The following is a 22,584-nucleotide window of genomic DNA, read 5'->3' as shown; positions in this document are numbered from 1 at the left end:
GCGGTGTATGGTGGAATTACACCGGATGTTTTTCCAGCAGAGGAGTAAAATATCCCGCGGGCTGCCGGCTGGTTTCCATAGCCTGGAAAGGTTCCCGGGTCATAGTTTCCGTACCCGGCGTTGATGTCGATTTGCTGACTGTATCCGATGCCCGGAGCGAGCAGGGACAGCGCCAGTAAAATCAACCCTAGGTAATAATTAGTTCTTTTCATGATTGCAAAATTTTGGTATGAACTCGCGTCCGTCTACATGTTTTTGAAAACCTGTATGATCAGGTTATTGTTGACATTGTCGGCTACTACTTCTCCTCCTGACAGGTCAGGAATGAACACGCGCAGAGGATAAGTTCCACTAGGCGTCGCAGAGGCAATCGAGACAGTAGCTGTAATGCTGTTGCCCAACGGTGATGCAGGGATATCTGTGTTAGTTGTCAGCGTATAATAAGTCCCCGAGTTGGTAATGGTCCATTCGGCAGCCGAAGCGCCCGTCAGAGCGATCACCGAGCTAGGCGTTGGCTTGTAGACACGAACAGTGATCAGATCGCTGGCAACAGTTCCCGTGCGCATGTTACGAAGCCTTACCGTGAAAGGCCTGACGGTCTCTGTTGTCGAAAAGGTCACATTGGGCATGATGGTAAAAGGACGCAGATCAGGGGTGGTTGCCAGGTCCTGAATAGAACCGATCCCGATCTGACTAATTGCAGCGCCAGCAGGAACTACGCCCGTGAGTGTACTGTTCTCGGCCACGCCTGACGCGTTGGCTGACCCGCTCAAATCGAGCCATTGGGAACCGTCCCAGCCGACCAGCCTCAGGTTAGAAGCCGTGGATTCGAAGGCTGCCACATTGGGGATGGATACGGTCACATCCAGATCGATCGTTGACGCTGTAACTGCGACCCAGTCCCAACTGCCTGCCGTATATACGCGCTTGATAGATGGCGATGGCGTGTTTGGTGCTTCTCCCAGATCGGACGCGTATGCCACACTCAGATGGGCATCGGCATTGGCAGGAGCCGAAATCTCCAATGTTCTCAGATCCGCGCTGCTTCCGACCGGGAAGACAAAACCTGTGTTACCGATTTTGGATACGTATCCGTCTACGTGCTGCGCATCTGTGAGCCCACCCGTGTAAGTAGCCCCTGCCTGGAACCTGAGCGCGCCGGTCGCCGCGTTGGCTCGTACGGTGGTCGTAATTCCGTTTTCAAAGCTAGCCGTATTAAACACGTTCGCGCCAGCGGTATTGGTGATATTGAATGCACTGGCCGCCCCGTTCTTCAATGCAAGTGTGGAAAAATTAGGAGCAACACTACCGCTGATTCCCTGCACACCGGCTGCTCCCGCCGGACCATTGAAATTGTCGGTGCTCCCGCCGGACCCGTTGGCATTGTAGCTGTTATTGACACGCAGAGAGTTGGCATCTGTCTCATAGTGCTCAAATACTGCTCCCGAGGAAGCTGTGTAGGCGCCCGAAGCGGTTGCCGTTACAGCCGTGTAGCTCTCGCGGTTGCTTACCGCGCCGTAGTTATTGAAAGTAGCCCCGTCGATGACAAGCTGCGCGTGGGCTAGTTGGTTCCCCAACAGTAACGCCATACCTGCCATCAGGCTGATGTATTCTTTTTTCATCGTGAAAGCTGTTTAAATGAAGACTGTATCTTACAACTCTCCGACTAGTTCAAGTAGGTTACATCCAGGTTGGAAGAAATGGTGCCACAGATTTGGTATGCGCTGGCAGGAGCACCGTTGTTATACCATCTGGTTGCCCTTACATCGAACGTGTGGTTTCCTGCAGTCAGGGTGCGAACACCGGACAAAGTCAATTCGAAGTGACCGCTCACTTCAGTCTGGATGATAATAAAGATGCCGCTGGCAACTCCGTCGATATATATCTCAAAGCGGTTAAATGGGCTGTAACCTGTCCATGCAGACACGTCGTCAACACCAAGTACGTAGTTGATAAATGCGGCTTTTTGACTGGGGAAATTGATGACATTGGTCGTATTTGAAACCGTTGTATAAGAACCTTCCGTCACACCGAAAAAAGCATCTGCCTGCGCACCGTTTCCAATGGGTACTGCATAAGAGGCCGTTTGAGTAGCGGTGCTAGCGCCCGATCCCGCAGGGGCCTGCCAGCTGGCGATACCCGCCGCGTCAGAAGTCAATACTTTTCCGGCACCCTGGGTGCCATCTTCGATAGCCACATTGCCCACTACATGCAATTTGGCCGCAGGAGTGGTAGTGCCGATCCCTACATTTTGCGCCATGGCAGCAGAAGCGGTAAGGCCCATCAATAGACTTAGGGAGTAGATTGTTTTTTCCATCTGGATTTTAAATTAGATTAAGAAATAAATTGATAAAACTGTTGGAGTACAGGCAATTGTAAAGGCGATTTGGTGGAAACCAATGGTCGACTAATGCACTAATCACCGGAGATTGCCGGCAATACGCTGAAATTTTTCTTATCGTGGGAAGATCATGAGCTCAATGACCAGTGCGTGTTTGTATTACAAAGATGGGTGGTGAAATCGGTTCGGATGAAGACACTTTGTGGTAGGTTTGAGACGAGTTTTGGTAGTATTGGCATGCCCGTCGGACGGAAATCGGCTGCTTTTCTCCGGAAGTCATAGAGCAGATGCCATATTCTTGTCTGAATATGCAGGTCAGGTGTCGAATTAGTGTTTATCGAGGACAAAATTGTGTCCTGCTGTAACCTTATTTGCCTGCCTGGATCATGCTTGACACGCATTATACCTGGTCAGTGTGCACATTGTTTGAATCTGCGACCTCCGGGACTTGTTGTCGGGGGATGGGTAGAAAAAAGCTAAGCCATTCCTGCTCTCTTCGCCGAGCATGAATGGCTTCCATATCTTTAAGTTTACTTGCTGCCTTGCCTGGTCGTTTTCCGATTGACTGCCAACCCGGTACCGCCTCAGGCCGGGACCTTTCGAAGCGTTTCATTTTTCTCCTCAATGATCCTTTTTTGACTTTCGATGATGTCCATTAACTGCGCAATGATATACTCGTAGTGATTTTTTTGAGGTTGATCCTTGCTTCTTTCCTCAGAGGCAATTCTCTTTTCAAGACTTTGTTGTTGGGTTTGAAGAACCGGGGCTAATAGATTCAATAGGTCCATATCCATAGCACTTGCAACAGCGATCAGCAAGTGCAAGTCGAGCTGTTTACGTTCGCCTCTTTCGAGCCTTGCGTAACTTCTCTCGTCGATTCCAAGCTTAAAAGCTAGATCGGCTTGTGACATTCCGGCTGCTTCCCGGAGGCTTCGGATACGTTTTCGTATAAGGTCTTCTCTGGACATTTTTGTGGTGGTAAGATTTAAATTGGCTTTGCTGATAAAAATCAAGTCTTGTAGCCTTGGCTATTGTTGGAGAGCTTATTAAGCTCGGCAATGATGTTATGCTGCTTTTCGATAATCGACCGGAGTAAGGTGATCACCTCCTGGTAATGATACTCCTCATTGGTGAAATCCATCGATTCGGCTAATGCAATATCAGGTTGGGCTGACCACGCACGATTTTGCGTAATTGGTACCAAGGTTTGTTCAGGCGCCGTTTTCAACGCATCCGCGATCACCAGTAACTGATGAAGGTCCAGCCGTTTTCGCTTGCCGGCCTCCAATTTTCGGTAGTTGGTAACGTCCAGATTGATCTTTCCGGCCATTTCTTTTTGGGAAATGCCCGCTGCCTGGCGCAATATCTTAACTTGATCGACAATGGTTTGTACAGGGTGCATAGGCTATTGAGAGTGCTGATAAAACTAATTGTACAATATGGATTGAGGGTATCCCGACGGCTTAGCTTGTTGCAAAAAATTTTTGGATGTACTTCAATAATTGGCTTTCTAGCGCTCAGATCTTTGGTCTCGGAATATACTCAACCATCACGCAGGTTGACAAAGGTAAATTAATCCAGGGTCCGTATGTCTCGAACCTGTTCGAGGGATTAATAGAATTAAGACGATAAGATATCCCTTTTCTAATTCGATTTGCCTAGAAACAAGATGACCTCCTGCCAAGGGGAGGAGGTCATTCTAATGTGATACTCAACGTGCTCGTCTAGACTAAGACAAGTTCTTTCAAAGGCGACGATATGACTTAACGTATATGTATATACGAAGTTTGATTTTGTATTGCTGACCGGGGTTTTGATAGTGATTGCCTGATGTTCTTAAACAATCCCGTCTAAAACATGGCTTTACACGGGATTAAACACCAGTCCTGTATTATCTAGCTTTACCTTCCGAGTCCCTGTCGCCGGTCAATAGCTGAGCCATACGGCAGCAGGTGTACCAAGCTGGGAGTCGCGGCCCTGGTTGGTGAACTCGTCATGGCCTTGAAAAGGCCATCTGGATTTGGGCACAAAGCTATTGCGGAATTCCAGGAAAGGGAATAGCTATTATTCGAGAATCATCTAGAATCAATTACCTGCGCATCGCCGCATTTCAGCGGCACATTTTTGCCTGGAGCCCATTTAACTTTGCTTGAATCGAGCAGGATTCAATCGCGAACAGAAAATCAGAAGATGAAAAAAGTTTTAATTGTAGACAACCAATTTTTGATGAGGTTAAGCCTAAGGGTGGTAATTAGAGAACTAAGCGGGGAAATTGGCGTTACTGAGGCCGTGAATTTTAAGGAGGCACTTAAACTGCTGGTTTCTGATCAGTTTGATCTGGTCATTCTGGAAGTTTTGATGGATGAATACTCGGGAATAAAGATAATGGAAATGATTCGCGGCATTGCTCCTTCCACGGCGGTGCTGATCTGCTCGACGGGGGATGAGCTACTGTATGCCGAACATTATATTCTGCGGGGAGCCAGTGGCTTTGTCGTTAAGACAGCCGAAAAGGAAGAAATTTTAACTGCTATTTCAACGGTTATCAAGGGAAACCGTTACCTCAGTGACAGGGTACATGATAGATTGCTGATAAGGACCGAGCTGGAAAGCAAAGTCAAAGAAGCACTCACAAAACGTGAAAGACAGATATTGCCGTTAATCCTGGAAGGCAGAACCACGAAGGAAATTTCGAAAATGCTGGAAATACATGTAAACAGTATCAATTTTTACAAGTCGAATATTTTTCGAAAAATGCAGGTGAATAACATTCTTGAATTAGCAGAAAAGGTCGATATCAGTAAGCTTTTTCCACAATCTTACTCAGTCTCTGTCTGACTTTTGACCAGTGTGCCGGGCCTGGGCAAACGCAGATGGAAACGAATGTAATCAGTTTGGCTAACCCAAACGGCAATGTTGGCCAGGGTAGCTACTTCTTTAACAATTAACAATCCCAAGCCTTTTAGCTGGCTCGAATTAGAAAACTTTTCGATAGCCGCATCGTTGTCTTCTAACGTAAGAAGTTCAAGTATTTCCTCGGGCAGATTTGTAGCTGTGTTGGCTATAATAATCTCTTTGGTGTCAGGTTGAGAATTGTTCAGATACACGCGAATCTCTCCCCGTAAGGTATATTTTGTAGCGTTATCAAGCAAATTGTGAATGATTATAGAAAGCAGCTGATAGCTTGCGTCAACATGTTTGTTTTCGGGAATTTCATTGTAAAACGCGCTTGCATTGGTGTGCACTGTTTCCCGGAAGAGTTCATACTTCTCCTGAATTAATTGATAGATGTTAACAGTTTCGAACGTCATTTTTTTGCCGTAAAGCTGTGCTCTGGCGAAACTGACCAGTTGTTCGAGCATTGAACCCATCCGGTCGGACATATTTGAAACCATTAAACCGACTTTGGAAATTTCATCGATCTGGCCCGACTCGGCCAGATCGGGAATTCTTTTGGAGGCAAACGAAACATATCTGAGTGGAGATTGTATGTCATGACTGATAGAGGCAACAATTCGGGAAAGTAAATAAATCTGTTGATCCATGTCTTTGCGTGAGGCCTCCAGATCTTCCAAGCTTCTGCTCAATTTATCGGTCCTGACAGCTATCACTTCTTCCAATTCGGTATTCTTTTGTCTCATGGATCTTAGCCTATGCCGGTTATAGGCAAAAGTAGCCAAGATGACTAACGCGATTATGGCAACACTGATAGCCAGGATAATCCAGATGTTTTCATACCATCTTTCGGAAAAATTCAGCCCGATGTGTTTAATCTCATAATTATCCAGGCCAAAACCGTTGTTTTTTCTAACAAAGAGCGAGTATTCGCCCGAGTAATGGCCGGTCAGGTTGACAGTAAGCTCGTCGGTTTCCAAAGGTATCCAATCAGATGGAGCTACGGTCTCGGAGCGTTTGACGACGGCATAAGAAACATTCAGGTTGTCTTTATGACCCAAATAGGCCGTGGCGAAATATAGCCTCACATCTTCCACATTCTGCGGGAAATCGATCGTCTCGCCGGAATAGCTAACCGGGATTCCGTTGGCTTCCACTGCACTCAGAATAATCCTTTCGTCAGGCAGGTGGCGACGAATTTCAGTTGGCTGAAACCAAATCAGGCCATTTAGTGAGGGTAGCGATATAAATCCGCTGGCCAACTTGACTCCGCAGGGTTGGCATTCCCCATTAAATTCATTGGTGTTAAATCCTTCATCTTTTGCGTGATAATGGTAGTAAAGCCCACCAGTGTAACGCCTTGTTGTGCCATAACTTGTAATATTGCTTTTGCCCGAGTATTTCTGTGCGTATACAAGCAGATCGTTTTTCTTGACCTGAAACAATCCCTTGTTGGTGGTAACCCATAGATATCCCAACCCATCTTCAACTACGCAGTGAGAACTCGCCAGGTACCGTTTCCGATCCAGGGGAAAGCGGGTTAGCTTTCCGTCAGCCGTCAAGAGCATCAACCCGGTTTCCAGGCCCGTTATCCACACCCGACCGTTATCTGACGGATGTATGCTTTTGATGTGAATTCCACGGGTGCCTTCTATGAGCGAGCTCGTTTCTGTGAGCGTATTTACCCGGTAAAGTCCCTTCGAGGTGCCCGCAAGTACTTCACTTTCACCGCCAGGTTCCAGACAAGTGATTTCTGTCAGAGCATGGCCTTTTATTAACCTTGGTCGAATCTTGTCCGCTGCTGTTTGGCCTCTGTACAAACCTTTGTTGATTACACCGATCCAGATATCATTATCCGTGCCCTCACATAGGGCCGTGATTTCATTTTCAAAAGTCCACACCTGATCGGGTCTTAGTGATTTTTGATCAATGCGAAGCAGTGTTTGATAACGTTTGGTCCAGATTGTGCCATTTCGACTTTTAAGCATAATTCGCTTCTCGAAAGGATTGATCTTTGCGATCTGGCTGACAAATTTATGATTGGTTTGGCTGGGAACTGGGCCCTTTCCGATAATAATGCCCGTCGGCGTGATCACACTACTTGCAGAGTAGGGGACTTGCGCGTAAAACACATTTTCTCCCACCTCTCCTTTGACTACCACGGGAGTAAATTGTGTTTTGCTCAACACGAAAAGTCCATTTACCCGGCTGCCCAAAAACACTTTTTGAGAAACATTATCCAAATAGATTACATCGACACCCAATGCATGCAGGTCAAAATCCTCCACCAGCAATTTCGCGGAAAGATCGCCATTTCCCTGCTGGACTAGCATGTATAAGTTCTTGCCGGAGAAAAGAAAGGCTTGTTCGGAGTTGCCATTCCAATAGAATTTCTGTCGCTTGGTTTGCTGGTGGTCTTTCGACGGGTCTTCTACGGCTGGGGCAAAAGCGAAATGCGAGGTCTTGCTCTGAGATATTTGGATATAATTCCCCTGACCGATCCGGTAATATAGTTTTTTGCCAATCGAAAAGTAATTCCACAGTTGACTGCCAGCGCTCGGGCGTTGGTAGCGCTTTTTCCAATCCTGGTAGTAGGCGATTTTATTTTTAGTAATCATGAAAAAATTACCTTCACCACCGCCGGCCATAATCATGTGGTGGTCATTGCCGGTCGAATCCGAATACAGCAGATCGGGAAGGCCGACAACGTAGGTGATGTCGTTCAGATCATTGATATCCAGCCCTAACGAAAGCATGCGCCGATCGCGGTTAGGGTAATAGTTTGAATCTGCGGTAGCATGGCCCGCTTCAATCTTTACCGAGTAGTGTGGCCAAAACCTTGCGTAGGCGACCTTGACTCGTTCAGGGCGGTCCAATGCTTTTAACTTGTGAGTCCGTACAGAACTGCGTATACTGGCGACACGGTTGCTGGAAATGTTTAGATTGGAACTATTGAAAACTTCGAAATGGTGACCATCGAAACGGACCAGACCATCTTCCGTCGCCAACCAGATAAAGCCATCATCATCCGAGGAGATCCCCTTTACACTATTTTGTGGTAACCCGTTGTCTGCGGTAAACTGACTGACAGAATATCCAACTTGCCCGTATAAAGTATTCGGGGAACCAGCACATAAGGCAAGCAAAAATATTAATAGTTTTTTCATATGCAGTTTACTTCATTTGGGGGTACATACCTGTACCCAACTTAGACAGCGAGGGGTACTACGTTGTCAGGATTTCGGCTTGACCTGAGTCGTACTTACATCAATCAGATCCGGATAGTCTTGCAAAATTTTCTTGTAGAGTTGAATTACGTTGGTGACTCCAAACTTTTCAAAGATGCTTAGCTTGTGGGTACTGACCGTGCTCCATTTGATGCCAAGCTGGGATGCAATTTCTTTGGTCCACTTTCCTTGCAAGAGCAATGTGATAATTTCTGCCTCCCGTGGCGTGATTGTCGATGCTTCTTTGGGTTTTGTCGGATTAGTGACTGATTTGAGGTAACTGTTGGCAAGCAAATTTTGGGTTTTCGAACTCATGTATTTCTCTCCCCTGAGAACAGTCTGTATTGCCTCTGCGACGGTGGGTAGTGGAGAGGCCTTTGATAGAAAGCCGTCGGCACCCGCTGTGAGGTATTTGATAGAATAATCTTCTTCTTCCATCGCAGTGTGTATAAGTACCCGGATGTCGGCGCGGAGACTTTTGAGCTTTTCTATCATCTTGGTACTGTTGCCACCAGGCACATCGATATCCAGGATGATTAGATCCACGGGGGTATTTTTAATCGTCTCAAGACCCTGATCAAAAGTGGACGCGGAAAGTACCTGGGTGTCCGGGAGCTTTTCTCTAATAATCGCTACGAGAGCCCATAGAACAAGTTCGTGATCGTCTACTAAAAGTATTCTAGTTAATTGATTCATAGGTAAATGTATTTGATCCTCCGGATGCTTCGCTACAAAACTATGGTATGTAGATTAAAATCTATACAAGCTATAATTCGATATTTGACTAGAATTCATTTCGACTTGAACTGGCATCTTAGCCAATCAGAAATGCGCTGGTCGCAATTAACTTTGCAAACCCATTTACAGCAGAAGCAGGAAAAGTGCTAGGTGGCGTGACTTTAACTATTAGATAACGACTTGTTAGTCAGAGTTAAAATGCTTGAAAGGTTGGTTTGAAGCAAGATGTTAAATAAAGTTTGTCTGAAAGCATACAGCACTATTCGCACACACTAGCGGAGCGCGGAATAATGCAGGCCCATCCAGAGCTCTGGACAGGCCTGCCGAGCTCCATCCACCAGGACTATGCTTCAAATCACTGACTATTGAGAATAATGAGCAAGATTTTGATCATCGACGATGTATTTCTGTACCAACTTAGTTTGGGTGAAATAATACGGGAATTAGATGGCAAATCTGAGATAACCCATGTTAGCAGCTTGTATGTTATTGGCAGCCATCCCCGTTGCTTTACCCTACGAGCCCAAACTGGTACCCAGGGAAAAAGAGGTTATGCATTTGGTTTTGCAGGGGTTGAATACCAGGGAAATATCACAGGTGATGAATATCATGGAAAGTACTGTGTGCACTTACCGGGCAAACATCTTCAGGAAGTTGAAAGTGAAAAATGTGAAAGACCTTGCAGCGAAAGTAAGAGTATAAAATTATTTACCTATCTGGTCAATAGCAGGGTTCTAGGCCATTGCATCGGAATAAGGTAACCATTATGATTTTGCCGGCTTTTATTTTGTGTTACCTTCGATCGTTTCGCGAGTAGAGTTACTGATATATTTTCCGTTATTCAACACGGTTTGGCACGCCTCAAGGACATCTTCAAATGCTGCGTGTTTTGAGACAAAGCCATTCGCTCCGGCAATCAGATATGCAGCTGCAAATTCTTTTTCGGGCAAACCGGTGTGAATCAATACTTTTACTTCTGCTTGCACATTTCTCAGATACTGAATTGTCTCGACAGTATTTCCTCCCGGCACACCAATATCCAAAATGACCAGGTCGACAGGGCTTTGCAACAGAATTTGCAGGCCCCTGTCAAAATTTGGGGCTGATTTAATCACGGCGCCTTCGATCGCTTTTGTGAGCATTCTTTCCAGAGCCCAAACGACAATGTCGTGATCTTCAATGATTAAAATATTTATTGGGACGTTCACTCCTAATCTCTGATTTGCTCACCGTTTCATTGATCATCGCAAAATGATACCTAAGATAGGTATCATAGGGGAAGTACTAACCGTTAAAGGCATTCTTTTTTGCGCTTTTTGCAAGGGTTAATTGTAACCGTCTGATACATGGAGTCATACCTTCCCAAAGGCAGCGTTCCCCCACCTTGATCAGGCGTAGAAAGGCAATCCTGTTTCTAATCTACGACCAACCGGACAGAATTCACCTTTAAAATACCTAGAAATGTCCTGTAACAGGCGGTATCTGTCTGCGATGGATTCGCCTGAATCAGCAAGATTTGTATAAGTCAGGAAATAGAATTTGCATAACGTATATAAAACATAGTGATAGAGGTTTTACAGCCCGGCACGGTTGATCGCCGGGTTGTTTCTTTAACATTTCTTATCGTTTTCCGGCTATCTCCTGGGATGGGATGTAGCGCATCCTTTTTATTATATTTTTCAAATTTTATATGAGAATTGCATTTGTGTTTTATGTGTTGCTGGCCCTACTGTCGTATAGCGGGGTTTCAGCCCAGGTCGTTTCGCAGGATTCATTGAAGGCATTAAATGACCAAAAAAAGATTCTGGCGCTAAACAAGCGGTTGAACGATAGCAAAATTGAACTCGCCAAACTTGAGAATCAAATCCCACATGCGGTCGATGAAACAGCCAGTACAGCCGAACGCGCCCAACGATCAGCAGAGGAGAATAAGGTGGCCGCCGGCGAACTGAGTACCGACCCTCAGGACAAACAATTGGCCAGAAAGGCCAGCAAAGCTGCATCCGCTGCCAGTCGTGATGCCAAGCGGGCAAGAAAAGCGGCGGATAACCTCGCGAAGCTGCGTCGCAATGTGGACTCGCTCAGGGAGAAAATTAAGGAAGATGAAGGTAAATTAGCCTTACTGACTCCCAATTAATCCATTTGCTATCAGGTTTGCCCCGCCCCAAGTTTTCATTGTGAAAGCTTGGGGCGTTCGTTTTAAACTTGCATCCGATCGCTTAACGAAACTCGTCGGCGACTTTCTGTTGAAGCGCCTGAAGGCTCAGTGCTATCTCAAAGCATTCGGTGTCGGTCATGTTTTGAATCGTATGTTTAATGTTGTTGACAACCACGCGTCCCCCCCGAATCAACCACAGGCCCGAGTCTGTTGACTTTTTCACATAGTGAATTCCAGTCGGTAGATAGATAATCCGAGAATAGATTGGAGGGAATGATTTTGAAATAGGCGTGCTGGGCAATCAGCTCTGATTTAATTGAACTCACCTCTAGGGACGAATTCTGGGTAAACTTGGTGAGTTCCAGGTAGACGAAAATATTGGAGGATTTCATCTTGCATATTGATTATTACAGTAACAGGAATGGTTATTTGAGCTAACAATATTATTTCGATATCCATCCTGAATATTCAGGTTTGGATTTACGATTTATTAGGTATTTGGTGAAAGTTTTTTTTTATTTAAATTGGTAGGTAAAATGCTATGAATTCAAACAACTACATTCTACCAACTCAACCCCCTCTACGTTGCCAATTGCCAATGCAAGTTTTTCTGAATCTTCTTGTTTGGCAACTTCCCCTTCAAGGGTTACCGTTTCATTGGACGTCTTAATAGTCAGATTGTGATAGGAGAGGCCCAGAGACTTGACATGTGCCATCAAAGCGCCTGCGCGTAGTGGTTCGGCGGCTTCGGGATGAACTATTTCAATAGTTTCATTTTTATTGAATACTTTAATCCCAACACCTTTAATAAAAGATAACAGGCCCATAGCTTTGAATTTATAGTTGATTATTTTTTGCAATAATTAACCATGTATTCTTCAAAAACAATGAAAAGTATGAATTTGAATTTAAGCTTCCCTTAATTAAATGTTTTGTATTTGATATATGTTGTCGAATATATTTCCTAAATGAATATCGACTATTATCTATGTCATATCTAAAACTGACTGGATAACTAGATTTTTACCGCATCTATTTGTGGTGTATTGGTGTAATTTTATTTTTAATTATTTAAGTAAAATGGGTGCTAATTTTAAAGATGGGTGCTGTTAATGATTGGCTATTTTCTTCGCAACGAGTCTATTAGTGCTGCGGTGATCTGTTGATTATCCGGCTTGGATAGCTCTTGAATTAAATGGATTTGCCGCCGGATTTCCCTTATTATGCTCGTTGATTTCGTGGTATTTGGTCTTTGATTGTTAACATTATCGGACCTGACCCCGTCCTGTATTTGCTCGGATGTTTTGAACGCATCCCTGGCATAAGTTGCAACAGCGACAATGCTCTCGATATCATTGGTAATCATATATTCCAGACTGCTTAATGTGATGATGCAGGCATCTTTTGCCCGTTGACTGATAGAGTCCGGGCATTGGTTGATGTCCGGCATTATCAACTCTACACAGTCCATTAACCCCACGATTTGAGCAGGCGAGCTGGAAATGTCATCACTCAGTCGTAAATGGATCGCATCTATTGCGAGGCACAGTATGTGCGCATCACCCCATTCAGCCTTTTGCTGAAAAGCAACATAGTTTGGATACAGGTGCTCGCAGGTCAGTGCGCCAAAGAGCAGTCTTGCCTTGTCGGATAATACGTTTAGTCTTTTTCTTATTTTGGCCGGATACCTGGACATGTTTCGAAAGTGCTTTTTGGTTTAGTATAGTTTGTTCGCGTTTTCTTGCAAATAGGTTTTCCAATTCATTCTGTGCGCATGATTGGCATTGGCATACAACGTTGTACTGTCTACGGTTGCTTTCTGGCCATTATACTGGGCTGTCCGCTAGCATTTTACTGGTCTGATCTTGCAAAGCTGTCACCTTTGCATCGAGTCTCTCTTTAAGGCGGAAAACGAATTAGGGTGCATATGAAGGAAATTGGCAATGTCCTTTTCCTTTGCCTGTCCTATGATCCGGGGGTTTTGACTTAAAAACTTATTAAAGCGAGAAGCTCGCGGAAGCCTGAGCACCACTTGGTTATGCTCAAAATGCTTCTGATGATAGCTGGCCTGGAGCCTGAGGCAGACGTTTCTGAACTCCGGATACGCGCCCGTGATCAGCTCAAAATTTTGCGTACTAATCCTATATGCTTTCGTTGGGCAAGTTGCCTGCATGCTCAGCTGTGAGGGCTGTTTGTAGAGCAGGCTGCTTTCAGAGAAAACCATATCCCCGTTGCCAAAGAACCAGCAAGTTGTTTCAGCCCCATCGGCCCGTTTAAAAAAGCTTCTAATACAACCCTGCACGATAAAATAGATATACTCCTGGTGGGTGTCCGCAACCAGAATGGTCTCATGCTCATTCAGGTAGGTTAGTCGAGTTGACTTGGTTAGATCCTCCCATAGTTTTGAATCTTGTTCTACCTGACCGGAATTTGATAGGAGCGCGAAAAATTCAGTCATTTTACTGACGTACACTAAAGTAAAATGATATCAAAAAGCCAGGTAGTCAAGGTCCGTGTTTTGCTAGTGAGTGACCTGGAATATTGCCAAAGAGTTAAGCACGGATGCGTGTTGTTAGTTATTTACAAATCTGATGGCCAGATTTGTTTACCACCTGGTTTTGACCGGAACTGACTTTCTTTTAAATGCACAGCCCGAAGACTCGCCGGATTGGAAACATACTGGCCTTGACTATTCACAATATACGGGCTGCCCGGCCCTGGTTATCTTAAATGCTTGATCGGGCAATCGGCCGCATTCTTTGAATCAGCCTGATTCCTCATGGATTGGCTTGGGGCCGGTTTCACAAATGCAGCCACCAGGCCGGTTCCGGGTTTGAATGGATCTGCTTGACTTGCAGGCAGAACCGGTGACGGGAAACAAGGAAAACCTGTGTCGCTTGGATGTTGACATGGGTAGTTGGACAGTAGATTTGTGGTCAGGAAAGGGGATATATTGCAAACATACGGGCACCATCGGTTACTTGTCAATCACAGATCGTTAGGAAATTGCTCACAATTCATTAGGTCGTTGTATATTTTTAATATCATTCATCCAGCCTTTGACTTGTTTTGAATGGCCGGGACGAATGATTTTGATTTCGCATATGACGAATCATAATTGAATTTGGATACATAATGGTAGGGTAGTGCTTTTTGCAAAATCTTAGAGGGCGCGTCTGAGCGGTCCTACCCAAGCGAGCATTATAGCATGGTGGTGCCTGGTCTTTGTATTTTTCCAAGTTGTCGCGATCGTTGACTTAACGCCCAATACCGGATAAGGTAGAAATATTTTTACGAATCGAGCCGGTTAAGGCAGTCATCTGCCACCAGACGTGATTTCGATTTGATTCGCTCCCGTTTACTACCTTACTAGCTTTGTATACTTGTCGGCCATCTCAGGCAGAGCCTGACTGCATGCGAACCGAAACATTGGCAATGACATCATCTTAAATGGCAACCAAGCGCGTGGACCAAGCTTGGTGTCACAGGAATTCAAAAATGCCAGGTCCGATGCCGGGATTTTTGTGATTCGAACACAGACGTACTGGTAGGGGGCAGTTAGTTTGCAAAGATGGCGACTTCATAGGTATGTCCGCTCTATACTGCCTTTTGATTTGAGGAGGTGACCGGTAGGAATCTGTGCATAGTCAAGAGACCATTTTTGGTAAGTATTAAGACAGCTGCTAATCATAGTGTGTTAAGTTAATATTCAGCTCTATACATTTTGGAGTAGAGTTGTTTTCCATGTGACTGCAACCCGGGCAGAATGTAGTATTGAAAGCGGAGCTGGAATTTTTCCGCTCCGCTTTTGCAATTCTGATTTGTAAGCTGCTTTCCTAGTCGATGATCGCACAAAGCCGGATATGTGTGACGGTGTTTTGCCCGTTTCGGCAATAGCTAAATGTCCGGATGAATATTTGTTCATATTTGAGAAAGCAAGAGGATACAAATGTTTCAAAAGTGGTGTCCGGATATCTGTCAGCCAAAAAGGATGTATGTGGCAAAAATAGCGATCCCAGGCCATGTGATTAATGGCGTTTATTCGCTCTTTGGATAGAAATAATTCGGCTTTAATGCCTGCGGGCAATATTCGGGCAGCGGGCTTTTACCCCGATACAGTTTGGGCAAAAGCGGTTGCATGATTACCGGTTCTGTTATTGTCCGGCGACTGTTTCTGATTTGTTGAGTTGAAGCCGGAAATAAGTGAAGTTGGCTTGACTAACGTTGATTGAGATTTGAGCCAGTGCGGCGACCTCCTTGACAATCAGAAGCCCCAGCCCTTTGACTTTGCCAGTGTCTACAAGCTCGTCCAGACTGCGCTCTTTGAAGGGTGAATTTACCATATCGACGATATAGTTGGGGATGTTGGCTCCAGTGTTGGCAATAATCAACTCTTCGCTATTCTGATCTATATCGCTCATATACACTCTTATCTGGCCATTTAGAGTGAATTTTGCGGCATTATCCAGCAGGTTATGCAAAATAATCGATAGCAGCAGGTGATCTGATTTTACTTGCTTTTCTACCGGCAGGTCATTAAAGAACAGACTGCCGTTCCGCTGAATTGTGCCAAGGAAAAGTTCCACTTTTTCCTCCACAAGATCCCTGATCGCAATGTCTTCGGGTGTTAGTTGTTTACCATACACCTGCACCTTTGAAAAATTAATCAATTGTTCCAGCATTGTACCCATCCGGTGCGACATGCCTGATGTCAAAGAGCCAATTCTGAGGATTTGATCAGTGTCGCCCGATTCAACAAGTGGGGCAATCTTATCTAAGGCAAATGACATGTACTTTAGCGGGGATTGTACATCATGACTGATTGAAGCTACAATCCTGGATAGTACATGCAGCTGTTTGTCCTTTTCTCTTCTGGACAACTCAAGGCCATGCAGGGTCCGGTTGAGCTTCTCGGTGCGCTGCGCAACGATTTGTTCCAACTGGACATTCTTAGCAATGATTGACCTTAGCTTATAGCTATCAAATGCAGCCGTCGAGCCAAAAATAATCAAACCCATCAACAAGACTGCTCCTGAAATAATCCACAGGTTTTCATACCATTTCTGAGGAAAATCTAGCAGAATACGCGTTGTCGTGTAATTGTCCGGGCCAAATCCGTTGAGCTTGCGGATTGTCAGTGTATACCTTCCTGAGTGTTTTTCTGAAATTTGGACTTTAAAATCGTCGTTTTGCAATGCAACCCAATCAGACTCCAAAATGGGTTTACCTTCTTTTACAAGTGAATAGAACACCTTTAGATTGTCACTGTTGCCGAAATAGGCGGTAGAGAAAAACAGTTCGATATTGTCAGCCTTGTCGGGGATGCCCACTACTTCATTTGTGATCGGAATTTGCTTGCCGTTAACTTCAAACCTGTCCAAGATGATGCGTCCTTCGGGCGTGTAACGCTGCACATTCCTGGGCTGAAACCAAACCATACCTTTAATGGACGGTATGGAAATATAGTCAACTTTGACCGACGTGATTTTTAAGTAAATCATCGCTTGCCAGATACCTAATAAACTGTAAGTAAGTGACATCGAACAAACTGCTACAAATTTCCGGCGAATTTGGATCGCCAAGCGCTTGAAGTCTAGCCGGGTTTTGTTGCCATTTATTTTTCGGATTGGGGATTCGTATCAAAAGGGAGAAAAGCGGATGCCCGCCGACAAATTCGGGCTTAGAAAAAATGGCTTTCTGAGCACTTCAACATAAGTTCCCGCTTCCAGGAATACGCTGACCCGGTTGTCGGGTATAAAGTATTCAAATCCCCCAATCGCAGAGCCGCCCAATGTGAGCGCCTTTTCATACTGACCATTTAGCCGTTTAGGATATGACCGGCGGTTATTGATCTGCCCACCGATTCCATAGTAAACACGTAAGACCTCCGAGTTAAATACCGGGGTGTGCCATAGGTAGTGGATTTGCAGGGACACTCCAGTATTTTTATACCTGCCATTATCACCTCTATACGCACGTTCTCCGGAGAGAATCCCGCCATAGGTGCCAATTGTAACATCCAAGGCCTGGATGTTATTAAAGTATTTGCGAATAGCGACCCCGGTCGGCTCGCCAAGTTTAACGCCGACAGCCCAGTTGTTTTCCTGTCCTCGGGCAATCCCGCACAGCAGCGTTAAAATAAAAATGCTGACCGATTTTTTCATTGTTTCTAAATTATGGTTTGTTGAAGTGAAGATTTTCGGTTAGATGTGACGGGCAGAGGCTGCACCGGTACACTTAACCTCCATTAAGCCTGAGTTGCCATTCCAGCAGCTCATCCCATAAGCCCCGGTGAGCGAGCTGAGCCTGCTTGGGCCAGGTAGCAGGATCATGCATTTGGAAACCCGGGCCCGCCGCGTCAAGAATGTGTTGTATAGCTTCGACTGAGGTAAGGCTAAGCTCCTGGTAAGTCCAGATATGCGCTTGTTGAAGCAGTTTTTCTATCTGAGGGCCAATGCCCTCGATCTTTTTAAGATCATCACCCAGGATCGCCACTGCGGCCGATAGGTCCTGATGCTGACATCTGGCAAGGCTCACCTGGCCTGCTTCTATGTGCTGGATTAGCTTGAAAAGCCGCAGTTGCCCTTTCCGGTATGCGATGACGAAACCTAAAAAAGCCGAGGTAAGTAGCATCAGTGTATGTTGCCACCAGGCGTCAGGCAGGTTTAACGGATTGAGTTGGAACATTTTTATACGTGTTAATGGTGACTCTACTGGACAACGATGGCGACACGGCGGTTTGCTGCTCTGCCATCAGCAGTACTATTGCTCTTTTTAGGGGCGTTTTGCCCTTTGGCATCTGTGAGTAGTTGCTGCGCCGGTAGGCCCGCCAGGGTTAACTGCCGTTTCACCGAAAAGCGGTCGCCGTCCTGAATAGATAGCGGGCTGTCGGGACGCTGGTAGCGGATAGGCTCACACAGAACCGGATCGCATAACAATTTGATCTTGCATACATGCCACCAGGTGGAGGCGGCCATCCATCCACCAAGGATAAGCCACCAGAAAACGTTACTTTTTGACATAATACGGATAAATCATGGAATGCCTGACTTTGATGAAGACCGTAATCACCGGTTTTGACCGGCCAACAATTTATGGACAAGCCCGGCCAGTATTGCGCCTGCGATAGGGGCGGCAATAAAAAGCCAAAGTTGCTGGATTGCCCACCCGCCCACAAAAAGGGCCTGGCTTATACTTCGGGCAGGGTTGACTGACGTATTGGTTACCGGGATACTGATCAGGTGAATCAGCGTGAGCGCTAGGCCGATAGCGATGCCGGCAAATCCGGATGGAGCTTCGACACGCGTTGCGCCCAGAATGATCAGCAGAAAAAAGAAAGTCAGGGTAAGCTCGGTTACAAATGCGGAAACCATATTGTATCCGCCCGGGGAATGCGTGCCATAACCATTGGCGGCAAAATCGGCAATGGAGCTGCCATTACCTGTTACAATAACAAATAGCGTTGCCGCACCCAGTAACCCGCCTGCTATTTGGGAAATAATGTATCCGGGCAGCTGGTCGGCATCGAGTCTGCCACCGGCCCACAGACCTATCGAAACAGCCGGGTTTAAATGTGCGCCTGAAACAGAGCCCACTGCATATGCCATGCTCAGAACGGTGAGACCAAACGCAAGAGAGACGCCCAGAAGACCGATACCGACCGCAGGAAATGCCGCTGATAACATGGCGCTTCCGCATCCGCCGAATACCAGCCAAAATGTGCCCAAGAACTCAGCTAAATACTTTTTTTTCATTGTAAAGCGGATAAGAATTAAAATTGGTTAAAAGAATATTGAATGAAATCAAAAGAGGTGGGCACTGGATCTTGTTTGCGCGCTGGTGGGTAGTTTTTTCCTGAGAATAGGTCTGTGAGCAAGCAGCAGGAGCAGAGAAACGATCCCAAATGCTACCCAGCGGTTAATGGAGCTGCCAGGCATCAGATCTGTAAGTGCCAGGGCGAGGTATCCCCATGAAACAGAAAAAAATACCACCAATACCACACGGAAGAAATGATTGCCGTAGCAAAGCGTACTGGTGAGCACGCTGGCGAGTGCTCCTAAAAAGAATGCAGAGGGCCGATCCAGGCCTGCAGATTCATAGCACAGAAACGATACATACATCCATGATGAAACGATCTCAAGGATAAAAATTACAAAGTGTCCGGTTAAATTGAAGCGCTGTGGACTGTCGGTAATAGAATTGTAATGTCGCTGCATAGGCATCTTCGCTATCGGGTTGAACGGAGGTTGTTTTCAAACGATTGTGGGTTGGTCAATGGGCGACTAATAGATTTCTTATTTTATTGAGCAAACATATTTTAATCAGCGCGTAAGAAATGTAGATTTGTTAATGGTTGTTTGTAGATTTTTACGCACAGATGAAAATATATCTCCCGGTATAACCGGGAGATTATCGGCATTTCGTGTCCAAAAGTTATTCGAAATAAATTTAATGTATTGAATATATTTAATAGCCTTACAATAGCTAATTGCCAATTGATTTGTTGGCAACTTTAATTTTTTCATGACAATAGTTGTCGTTGAACTTTTGAACAGACTCCGACTGGGTGATGGGTGCGATTAAGTTTACCAAAGATAAAATGTGCAAATATTATTTGTAATAGCAATTATTCTAGTATGTCATAGAATTTATTTAGGTATATATTTCATATTGAATCAATACGCAAGTCGCTAATTAAAAACTAAATTTGTTTTTCAATTAAAGCTGCCGCTAGCAGCGACCTGTTCCATGTTAATATTGTTGATCCTCAAAAGGCCTGGTTCCTGCGGAAAATGAGTGTAAGTACCCTTGAAGTCCCCTCTAAACTGAATCGTAGACAGATAGTGAGAATTTTTTGTTTTAACAGATGAGTTGAATAAATGATATGCAAAAGGGAAGACTTTCTCCGATCTGCTCCTGGGCTTTAACTTTATGCACGCTGATTTTAGCACTTAACCTGACGCTAGTCAAGTTTGATCCTGTGACCGGAAGGGGCGTCGCTGAACTGCTACTTTCGCTGGTGCTTTCCGGTATTATCTTCAACGCGTATGTAGTTCTCAGTGAGAAGCTGTCCGAATGGTATAAAAAGCATCTGATGCTTTTGCAAGGCTGGCTGATGATGGTTTGCCTGACGCTTGTTTTTTTGGGTACCTACTTTATTTGTCATCCCTGAACACACCAAGCTCGTGGGATCTGCACCCGGTTCATATGAATTGCAAAACCCAAATATCAATGATGTAATGCACAAAAAGTTTATCGACTACTGCCGGATCTATGTCTATCCGGCCCGACTCGATGCAGGGCTGAGCACCGGGGATCTGGTGGTACAGTTTCTGATCGGACTTGCCTTGTATATTGTCATAGATATTTCAGTGACGTTGGTGCTGATCCTGTTGGCAAATATTTTCGATAACCACTTCGAAATTGCCCTTGTAGACAACTGTATGATCGCCGTTGATCTAGCCATCAAATTCCTTTTGACAATTGTTTTTGGAAAACGGCTTTTACCCATCATTAAAAAGCTTTTCAACAATCAATGATTCACTTTGATCGCAGCGCAGTAGCTTCGCTCAGCGTCTCATCATGATTCTTAGATCACTTCGCTGCTCGATCCGTGCACAATCACCGGTCGTGTTGGCTTTTTTATTGTGGAGCTTCTCGTCCGCGACTTTTGTTTTGGCGCAAAGACCAGGTAATGTGCTTGAAAGGGGCAGGTTAGCTCCCGCCGTCCAATGGTCATTGAATTGATAACCAACTCCGGGGCTCAGCGAAAATGCATTAGACTTGACACCCGTCGAAGCCTTCGAGGAGGCGATGTCAAGGTTGCCATACACGAGCAGCGTGCCGGTTTGAGCTAATGCTGCTTTTGAAAAAAGCAATGCCGAAAATAGCAAAGTAGTAACTTTCATGGTTTGAAGATATTAGTTGTTGGATGTAATTCACGGCCAAGACGACTGCATGCGGCAGACCGGTAGTCCAGGACGCTGGCTCGCAGGGAAGCTTTACCTATATGGCTGTCCGTTGGTAGTTGATTTTCGAAAGACAGTATTGTCCAATGCCGGGTATCGGAAACACACGGCATTGGAACTGTGCTAACGCCTAAAAGCATACGTCGCTATTTAACGTCTGCTTACCAGGCTGATCAGAAAGAGCAATAGCCATCCACCAAGTGCAGCAATGATGATGTGCCCCAACAGGCCTTGTCCTCCAATGCCCAGTTTACCGGCAAGCCAGCCACCCAGAATAGATCCGGCAATACCAACAAGTATGTTGCCAATTAAGCCGAAACCCCATCCTTTGAACAGTACGCCGGCTAGCCAGCCTGAAATGGCTCCGATCAGGAGGAAATACAGGAAATCCATAATAAATTCGATTTGTTTGGTTAAGAAATTGTCTGTTAAGAAGTTCGGATTTGCAATGTTTTATCAAGCTTGCTGGCAGTAGCTGTGCAAACCTCAATTATATACCCTGCCGGTACTCTGAGTCGACGGTTGATAATAGCTTTGGCAAACGTAAAATTTTTATTTGTAAAAAAATGGATACTAGAATTGATTCTAGTAATGTTAGCCGCTGTTCGAGAGGATGGTTAAAATCTACATTTAATTATAGAAGTAATTTGTGAATTGCTTTTCGATTATGTCGACTAATAAGAATGCGATTAAAGACGTTTCTTTTATATTAAATGTTCCTTTTAATTTCGCGCCATGATTGGTTTTGTTGCTCATTTTATGGTCAAACTTATTTAATTAATTATTTATGAAAGATAAGTCCATTTATTGTATTGTTCTTTATTTTACTTTTTTAGTAGCATTTAATTGTGCTTGTTCGAAAAAGAGTGATGAAATAACGCCAGTTACAAATTAGATGGTTTAAACCGCAAACGAATCTGGTGATATTTATGCGGTTAAACAACAGCTTTATTTTTAGTTTCAAGTCCGAAATCTCGTCAGAAAGCTTTTGTTGTCCGGGCTTTTCACGCACCGAGCTAGCTGGGGTATAACCTAGCAGTAAGGCGATCTATTTCGGTGATATATTTATTGGCCTTTTCGATAACAAAACATGATGATCTCATAACGAAGGCTGTTTTAGTGTGAGACATTGAACGTCTACGGCAGACTTAATTTAAAAAAGGTTTTCGCGTCAATCTGTCGCTTGCAAGAGATGTCATCGTTCGCAAAGCAACGACAACCTTGACAAACCAAAGCGCTTTTTTCTTAATGCTCCTA

25 protein-coding genes are annotated in these 22,584 nt (G+C 45.0%); 5 read left to right on the top strand and 20 right to left on the bottom strand.

Annotation, left to right across the window (positions count from 1 at the left end; translation table 11 throughout):
* The 5 genes from IEY24_RS12090 to IEY24_RS12070 all read right to left on the bottom strand — a co-directional run.
* Nucleotides 1-212 (bottom strand): hypothetical protein (locus IEY24_RS12090; protein WP_188932003.1); only part of this gene is annotated, 212 nt, incomplete at its 3' end.
* 33 nt (nucleotides 213-245) lie between these two features.
* Entirely contained in the window at nucleotides 246-1,622 is a 1,377-nt protein-coding gene (locus IEY24_RS12085) for a hypothetical protein (RefSeq protein ID WP_188932002.1), read from the bottom strand.
* A gap of 44 nt (nucleotides 1,623-1,666) precedes the next feature.
* On the bottom strand, nucleotides 1,667-2,317 hold the full coding sequence (locus IEY24_RS12080; RefSeq protein WP_188932000.1) for a hypothetical protein: 651 nt from the start codon (nucleotides 2,315-2,317) through the stop codon (nucleotides 1,667-1,669).
* 608 nt (nucleotides 2,318-2,925) lie between these two features.
* Nucleotides 2,926-3,309, bottom strand: a complete 384-nt coding sequence (locus IEY24_RS12075; protein ID WP_188931999.1) for a helix-turn-helix domain-containing protein — start codon at nucleotides 3,307-3,309, stop codon at nucleotides 2,926-2,928.
* A 41-nt stretch (nucleotides 3,310-3,350) separates the two neighbouring features.
* On the bottom strand, nucleotides 3,351-3,743 hold the full coding sequence (locus IEY24_RS12070; protein ID WP_188931998.1) for a helix-turn-helix domain-containing protein: 393 nt from the start codon (nucleotides 3,741-3,743) through the stop codon (nucleotides 3,351-3,353).
* A gap of 788 nt (nucleotides 3,744-4,531) precedes the next feature.
* On the opposite strand from IEY24_RS12070, the gene IEY24_RS12065 reads away from it, so the two are divergent.
* Nucleotides 4,532-5,179 carry a response regulator transcription factor gene (locus IEY24_RS12065; protein ID WP_188931997.1) on the top strand — a complete coding sequence of 216 codons (648 nt, stop codon included), beginning with the start codon at nucleotides 4,532-4,534 and terminating at the stop codon, nucleotides 5,177-5,179.
* Here the strand turns inward: IEY24_RS12065 and IEY24_RS12060 are convergent.
* Both IEY24_RS12060 and IEY24_RS12055 read right to left on the bottom strand, forming a co-directional pair.
* Nucleotides 5,161-8,403 carry a ligand-binding sensor domain-containing protein gene (locus IEY24_RS12060; protein ID WP_188931996.1) on the bottom strand — a complete coding sequence of 1,081 codons (3,243 nt, stop codon included), beginning with the start codon at nucleotides 8,401-8,403 and terminating at the stop codon, nucleotides 5,161-5,163. The genes IEY24_RS12065 and IEY24_RS12060 overlap by 19 nt on opposite strands.
* A 66-nt stretch (nucleotides 8,404-8,469) precedes the next feature.
* Complete coding sequence (locus tag IEY24_RS12055) at nucleotides 8,470-9,159, bottom strand: response regulator transcription factor (RefSeq protein WP_188931995.1); 690 nt, start codon at nucleotides 9,157-9,159, stop codon at nucleotides 8,470-8,472.
* A 510-nt stretch (nucleotides 9,160-9,669) separates the two neighbouring features.
* Here IEY24_RS12055 and IEY24_RS12050 point away from each other — a divergent pair.
* Nucleotides 9,670-9,903 carry a helix-turn-helix domain-containing protein gene (locus IEY24_RS12050; RefSeq protein ID WP_229222039.1) on the top strand — a complete coding sequence of 78 codons (234 nt, stop codon included), beginning with the start codon at nucleotides 9,670-9,672 and terminating at the stop codon, nucleotides 9,901-9,903.
* 80 nt (nucleotides 9,904-9,983) lie between these two features.
* Here IEY24_RS12050 and IEY24_RS12045 read toward each other — a convergent pair whose 3' ends face one another.
* On the bottom strand, nucleotides 9,984-10,409 hold the full coding sequence (locus IEY24_RS12045; RefSeq protein WP_188931994.1) for a response regulator: 426 nt from the start codon (nucleotides 10,407-10,409) through the stop codon (nucleotides 9,984-9,986).
* Between the two features lie 482 nt (nucleotides 10,410-10,891).
* On the opposite strand from IEY24_RS12045, the gene IEY24_RS12040 reads away from it, so the two are divergent.
* Complete coding sequence (locus IEY24_RS12040; protein ID WP_188931992.1) at nucleotides 10,892-11,338, top strand: hypothetical protein; 447 nt, start codon at nucleotides 10,892-10,894, stop codon at nucleotides 11,336-11,338.
* Nucleotides 11,339-11,420: 82 nt separating this feature from the next.
* Here the strand turns inward: IEY24_RS12040 and IEY24_RS12035 are convergent, their stop codons facing one another.
* The 10 genes from IEY24_RS12035 to IEY24_RS11990 form a co-directional block, all read right to left on the bottom strand.
* On the bottom strand, nucleotides 11,421-11,582 hold the full coding sequence (locus IEY24_RS12035; RefSeq protein ID WP_188931990.1) for a hypothetical protein: 162 nt from the start codon (nucleotides 11,580-11,582) through the stop codon (nucleotides 11,421-11,423).
* A gap of 316 nt (nucleotides 11,583-11,898) precedes the next feature.
* Nucleotides 11,899-12,219 (bottom strand): BON domain-containing protein, encoded by a 321-nt coding sequence (locus IEY24_RS12030; RefSeq protein WP_308420575.1) that lies wholly within the window; start codon nucleotides 12,217-12,219, stop codon nucleotides 11,899-11,901.
* Between the two features lie 260 nt (nucleotides 12,220-12,479).
* Nucleotides 12,480-13,055, bottom strand: a complete 576-nt coding sequence (locus IEY24_RS12025; RefSeq protein ID WP_188931988.1) for a DUF416 family protein — start codon at nucleotides 13,053-13,055, stop codon at nucleotides 12,480-12,482.
* A 180-nt stretch (nucleotides 13,056-13,235) separates the two neighbouring features.
* Nucleotides 13,236-13,817, bottom strand: coding sequence for a Crp/Fnr family transcriptional regulator (locus tag IEY24_RS12020; RefSeq protein WP_188931987.1), 582 nt, complete (start codon nucleotides 13,815-13,817; stop codon nucleotides 13,236-13,238).
* 1,696 nt (nucleotides 13,818-15,513) lie between these two features.
* Nucleotides 15,514-16,899 carry a sensor histidine kinase gene (locus tag IEY24_RS12015; protein ID WP_229222037.1) on the bottom strand — a complete coding sequence of 462 codons (1,386 nt, stop codon included), beginning with the start codon at nucleotides 16,897-16,899 and terminating at the stop codon, nucleotides 15,514-15,516.
* 99 nt (nucleotides 16,900-16,998) lie between these two features.
* A complete protein-coding gene (locus IEY24_RS12010; RefSeq protein WP_188931985.1) occupies nucleotides 16,999-17,523 on the bottom strand; it encodes a hypothetical protein in 525 nt (174 codons plus the stop codon).
* A 73-nt stretch (nucleotides 17,524-17,596) separates the two neighbouring features.
* The gene (locus IEY24_RS12005; RefSeq protein ID WP_188931984.1) at nucleotides 17,597-18,046 is read right to left on the bottom strand and encodes a helix-hairpin-helix domain-containing protein; all 450 of its coding nucleotides are present in this window, start codon (nucleotides 18,044-18,046) and stop codon (nucleotides 17,597-17,599) included.
* A 23-nt stretch (nucleotides 18,047-18,069) separates the two neighbouring features.
* Nucleotides 18,070-18,381 carry an OmpA family protein gene (locus IEY24_RS12000; protein WP_188931983.1) on the bottom strand — a complete coding sequence of 104 codons (312 nt, stop codon included), beginning with the start codon at nucleotides 18,379-18,381 and terminating at the stop codon, nucleotides 18,070-18,072.
* Nucleotides 18,382-18,426: 45 nt separating this feature from the next.
* Nucleotides 18,427-19,113, bottom strand: coding sequence for an aquaporin Z (gene aqpZ / locus IEY24_RS11995; protein WP_188931982.1), 687 nt, complete (start codon nucleotides 19,111-19,113; stop codon nucleotides 18,427-18,429).
* Nucleotides 19,114-19,161: 48 nt separating this feature from the next.
* Nucleotides 19,162-19,581 carry a hypothetical protein gene (locus tag IEY24_RS11990; protein ID WP_188931980.1) on the bottom strand — a complete coding sequence of 140 codons (420 nt, stop codon included), beginning with the start codon at nucleotides 19,579-19,581 and terminating at the stop codon, nucleotides 19,162-19,164.
* 662 nt (nucleotides 19,582-20,243) lie between these two features.
* Between IEY24_RS11990 and IEY24_RS11985 the strand changes: the two genes are divergently transcribed.
* Both IEY24_RS11985 and IEY24_RS11980 read left to right on the top strand, forming a co-directional pair.
* Nucleotides 20,244-20,531, top strand: a complete 288-nt coding sequence (locus IEY24_RS11985) for a hypothetical protein (RefSeq protein WP_188931978.1) — start codon at nucleotides 20,244-20,246, stop codon at nucleotides 20,529-20,531.
* A gap of 67 nt (nucleotides 20,532-20,598) precedes the next feature.
* Nucleotides 20,599-20,898 carry a hypothetical protein gene (locus IEY24_RS11980; protein ID WP_188931976.1) on the top strand — a complete coding sequence of 100 codons (300 nt, stop codon included), beginning with the start codon at nucleotides 20,599-20,601 and terminating at the stop codon, nucleotides 20,896-20,898.
* 30 nt (nucleotides 20,899-20,928) lie between these two features.
* Here IEY24_RS11980 and IEY24_RS11975 read toward each other — a convergent pair whose 3' ends face one another.
* Together IEY24_RS11975 and IEY24_RS11970 are read right to left on the bottom strand one after the other, a co-directional pair.
* Nucleotides 20,929-21,267, bottom strand: a complete 339-nt coding sequence (locus IEY24_RS11975) for a hypothetical protein (RefSeq protein WP_188931974.1) — start codon at nucleotides 21,265-21,267, stop codon at nucleotides 20,929-20,931.
* Between the two features lie 210 nt (nucleotides 21,268-21,477).
* Entirely contained in the window at nucleotides 21,478-21,720 is a 243-nt protein-coding gene (locus IEY24_RS11970) for a GlsB/YeaQ/YmgE family stress response membrane protein (RefSeq protein ID WP_090387141.1), read from the bottom strand.
* Between the last annotated feature and the right edge of the window lie 864 nt (nucleotides 21,721-22,584).

Source organism: Dyadobacter endophyticus (assembly GCF_014641595.1).
Classification (GTDB): Bacteria; Bacteroidota; Bacteroidia; order Cytophagales; family Spirosomataceae; genus Dyadobacter; species Dyadobacter endophyticus.
This window is presented reverse-complemented; position numbering and strand designations above follow the sequence as displayed.

What these genes read in the sequence shown, in the direction of transcription:
- IEY24_RS12085 (WP_188932002.1), bottom strand. Translation starts at nt 1,622, where the DNA reads ATGAAAAAAGAATACATCAGCCTGATGGCAGGTATGGCGTTACTGTTG.
- IEY24_RS12080 (WP_188932000.1), bottom strand. Translation starts at nt 2,317, where the DNA reads ATGGAAAAAACAATCTACTCCCTAAGTCTATTGATGGGCCTTACCGCT.
- IEY24_RS12075 (WP_188931999.1), bottom strand. Translation starts at nt 3,309, where the DNA reads ATGTCCAGAGAAGACCTTATACGAAAACGTATCCGAAGCCTCCGGGAA.
- IEY24_RS12070 (WP_188931998.1), bottom strand. Translation starts at nt 3,743, where the DNA reads ATGCACCCTGTACAAACCATTGTCGATCAAGTTAAGATATTGCGCCAG.
- IEY24_RS12065 (WP_188931997.1), top strand. Translation starts at nt 4,532, where the DNA reads ATGAAAAAAGTTTTAATTGTAGACAACCAATTTTTGATGAGGTTAAGC.
- IEY24_RS12060 (WP_188931996.1), bottom strand. Translation starts at nt 8,403, where the DNA reads ATGAAAAAACTATTAATATTTTTGCTTGCCTTATGTGCTGGTTCCCCG.
- IEY24_RS12055 (WP_188931995.1), bottom strand. Translation starts at nt 9,159, where the DNA reads ATGAATCAATTAACTAGAATACTTTTAGTAGACGATCACGAACTTGTT.
- IEY24_RS12050 (WP_229222039.1), top strand. Translation starts at nt 9,670, where the DNA reads ATGTTAGCAGCTTGTATGTTATTGGCAGCCATCCCCGTTGCTTTACCC.
- IEY24_RS12040 (WP_188931992.1), top strand. Translation starts at nt 10,892, where the DNA reads ATGAGAATTGCATTTGTGTTTTATGTGTTGCTGGCCCTACTGTCGTAT.
- IEY24_RS12025 (WP_188931988.1), bottom strand. Translation starts at nt 13,055, where the DNA reads ATGTCCAGGTATCCGGCCAAAATAAGAAAAAGACTAAACGTATTATCC.
- IEY24_RS12020 (WP_188931987.1), bottom strand. Translation starts at nt 13,817, where the DNA reads ATGACTGAATTTTTCGCGCTCCTATCAAATTCCGGTCAGGTAGAACAA.
- IEY24_RS12015 (WP_229222037.1), bottom strand. Translation starts at nt 16,899, where the DNA reads ATGTCACTTACTTACAGTTTATTAGGTATCTGGCAAGCGATGATTTAC.
- IEY24_RS12010 (WP_188931985.1), bottom strand. Translation starts at nt 17,523, where the DNA reads ATGAAAAAATCGGTCAGCATTTTTATTTTAACGCTGCTGTGCGGGATT.
- IEY24_RS12005 (WP_188931984.1), bottom strand. Translation starts at nt 18,046, where the DNA reads ATGTTCCAACTCAATCCGTTAAACCTGCCTGACGCCTGGTGGCAACAT.
- IEY24_RS12000 (WP_188931983.1), bottom strand. Translation starts at nt 18,381, where the DNA reads ATGTCAAAAAGTAACGTTTTCTGGTGGCTTATCCTTGGTGGATGGATG.
- aqpZ (WP_188931982.1), bottom strand. Translation starts at nt 19,113, where the DNA reads ATGAAAAAAAAGTATTTAGCTGAGTTCTTGGGCACATTTTGGCTGGTA.
- IEY24_RS11990 (WP_188931980.1), bottom strand. Translation starts at nt 19,581, where the DNA reads ATGCCTATGCAGCGACATTACAATTCTATTACCGACAGTCCACAGCGC.
- IEY24_RS11985 (WP_188931978.1), top strand. Translation starts at nt 20,244, where the DNA reads ATGCAAAAGGGAAGACTTTCTCCGATCTGCTCCTGGGCTTTAACTTTA.
- IEY24_RS11980 (WP_188931976.1), top strand. Translation starts at nt 20,599, where the DNA reads ATGCACAAAAAGTTTATCGACTACTGCCGGATCTATGTCTATCCGGCC.
- IEY24_RS11975 (WP_188931974.1), bottom strand. Translation starts at nt 21,267, where the DNA reads ATGAAAGTTACTACTTTGCTATTTTCGGCATTGCTTTTTTCAAAAGCA.
- IEY24_RS11970 (WP_090387141.1), bottom strand. Translation starts at nt 21,720, where the DNA reads ATGGATTTCCTGTATTTCCTCCTGATCGGAGCCATTTCAGGCTGGCTA.